General features: G+C 42.8%; 1 protein-coding gene. It reads right to left on the reverse strand.

Features of this window, described 5'->3' with window-relative positions; translation table 11 throughout:
* A partial coding sequence (gltB, locus tag UC75_RS20965) for a glutamate synthase large subunit (protein ID WP_228137281.1) occupies positions 1-2,328 on the reverse strand: 2,328 nt, incomplete at both ends.

Genomic DNA, 2,328 nt, shown 5'->3' on the forward strand with positions numbered 1-2,328 from the left:
CCTTCAAGACGGATGTGTAAACCACCCGCGTTCCATACACCAAGTGACTGACCAGCTGTACCAGTTAAGTTCATCACTACTGGATGTACTTCCATACCTAAGTTGCCATAGCGACGAGCAATTTCACCCGACACACGAGCACCGATCGAGCGGTCACAGTTCACAACATTGAAGTTGAACTGACCACCTGCACTTGATTCAATTGCAGGAAGCATTTCAGCAACCATTTTCTCAGCTAACACACCTTTATCAAATGGTGCATTCCCCTGTACTTCACAGTACTGTGCTTTACCGTCAGCAGATGGATGAGACGTTAACAATGCACTTAAATCAAGATGAGCATGTTTTTCAGTTTCACCCGGTAATACTTCGAGTAAATCAACACGACCGATTAAGTCTTTCAATGAAGACACACCTAATGCTGCCAACCATTCTCGTGTTTCTTCCGCAATAAAGTGGAAGAAATTGATGAGCATTTCTGGTTCGCCAATGTAGTGCTCTTGACGTAAGTGATCTTGCTGAGTTGCAACACCAGTCGCACAGTTGTTTAGGTGACAAATACGTAGATATTTACAGCCTAATGCAATCATTGGTGTTGAACCGAAACCAAAGCTCTCAGCACCTAAAATTGCTGCCTTGATCACATCAAGACCAGTTTTTAAGCCACCATCAGTTTGTACACGTACTTTGCCACGTAAGTCATTTACACGAAGAGCTTGATGCGCCTCACTTAAACCCAACTCCCATGGAGAACCCGCATGGTGAATAGATGAAAGTGGAGATGCAGCTGTACCACCGTCATAACCAGAAATAGTAATAAAGTCTGCATATGCTTTAGCAACACCAGCAGCAATCGTACCTACACCCGGCTCAGATACCAGTTTTACTGAAACCATTGCTTGCGGGTTAACTTGTTTCAAATCAAAAATTAACTGAGACAAATCTTCAATTGAGTAAATATCGTGGTGCGGTGGAGGTGAAATCAGTGTTACACCCGGCACTGAGTAACGTAAACGTGCAATTAAACCATTTACTTTACCACCCGGTAACTGACCGCCTTCACCTGGTTTTGCACCTTGAGCAACTTTAATTTGCAATACTTCAGCAGAAGTTAGATATGCAGGCGTTACACCAAAGCGACCAGATGCGATCTGTTTGATTTTCGAGTTACGAATTGTGCCGTAGCGAACAGGATCTTCCCCGCCCTCACCAGAGTTTGAACGACCACCAATCGTGTTCATCGCAATTGCAATCGCTTCATGCGCTTCTGGAGAAAGAGCACCTAAAGACATCCCTGCAGAGTCAAAACGAGGCAAAATGTCTTCAACTGATTCAACTTGCTCAACTGGAATAGAATTGGTTGTTTTTAACTTAAATAAGTCACGAATAGTCGCGACTGGACGGTTATTCACCAGCTCAGCATATTCTTTAAAGTGTTCGTATTTACCTGAGCGAACCGCTTTGTGTAATGAGTTAATCACATCTGGGTTAAACGCGTGATACTCTTTATCAAATACGAATTTAAGCAGACCACCTTGATCAATTGGTTTACGATTTGACCATGCTGTAGCAGCTAATTTTTTCTGGTCTTTTTCTAGATCAGCAAATGTTGCACCCTGGATACGACTTGGAACACCCAAGAAGCACTGATCTACAACTTCAGATGATAAACCCACTGCTTCAAAAAGCTGACCGCCACGATATGAAGCAACTGTAGAGATACCCATTTTTGAAAGAACTTTTAATAAGCCTTTCTCAATACCTTTACGGAAGTTCGCTTGAGCATGGATTGGATCACCTAAAAGCTCACCTTTCGCAATCAAATCATTAATTACGTCATATGCAAGGTATGGGTAAACAGCAGTTGCACCGAAACCTAGTAATACCGCAAATTGGTGCGGATCACGTGCAAAACCAGTTTCAACCATGATGTTTGCATCAGTACGTAAACCAGTTTTAATGAGGTAATGATGTACTGCACCTGTTGCAAGCGCTGCGTTTGCAGGCAAGAAACCTTGGCGAATATTTTTATCAGTTAAAACAATTAAAGTTTTACCGTCACGAATCGCTTGCGCCGCTTCTTCACAGATACGTGTAATCGCAGCTTGCAATCCTTCTTCTTCAGCATAGTTTAAATTGATGTCAACAGACTCATAGCCGGCACGATCAATACTACGGATTTGCTGCATTTTTGAGTTAGACAGAACAGGGCTCGAAATAATAATTCGATCTGCGTGCTCTGGACCTTGCTCAAATACATTTTGTTCACGACCTAAACAGGTTTCGAGCGACATTACAATCGATTCACGTAGTGGATCAATTGGCGGG

Origin of the sequence: Acinetobacter sp. V2 (genome assembly GCF_001188385.1) — a bacterium.
Lineage (GTDB): Bacteria > Pseudomonadota > Gammaproteobacteria > Pseudomonadales > Moraxellaceae > Acinetobacter > Acinetobacter oleivorans.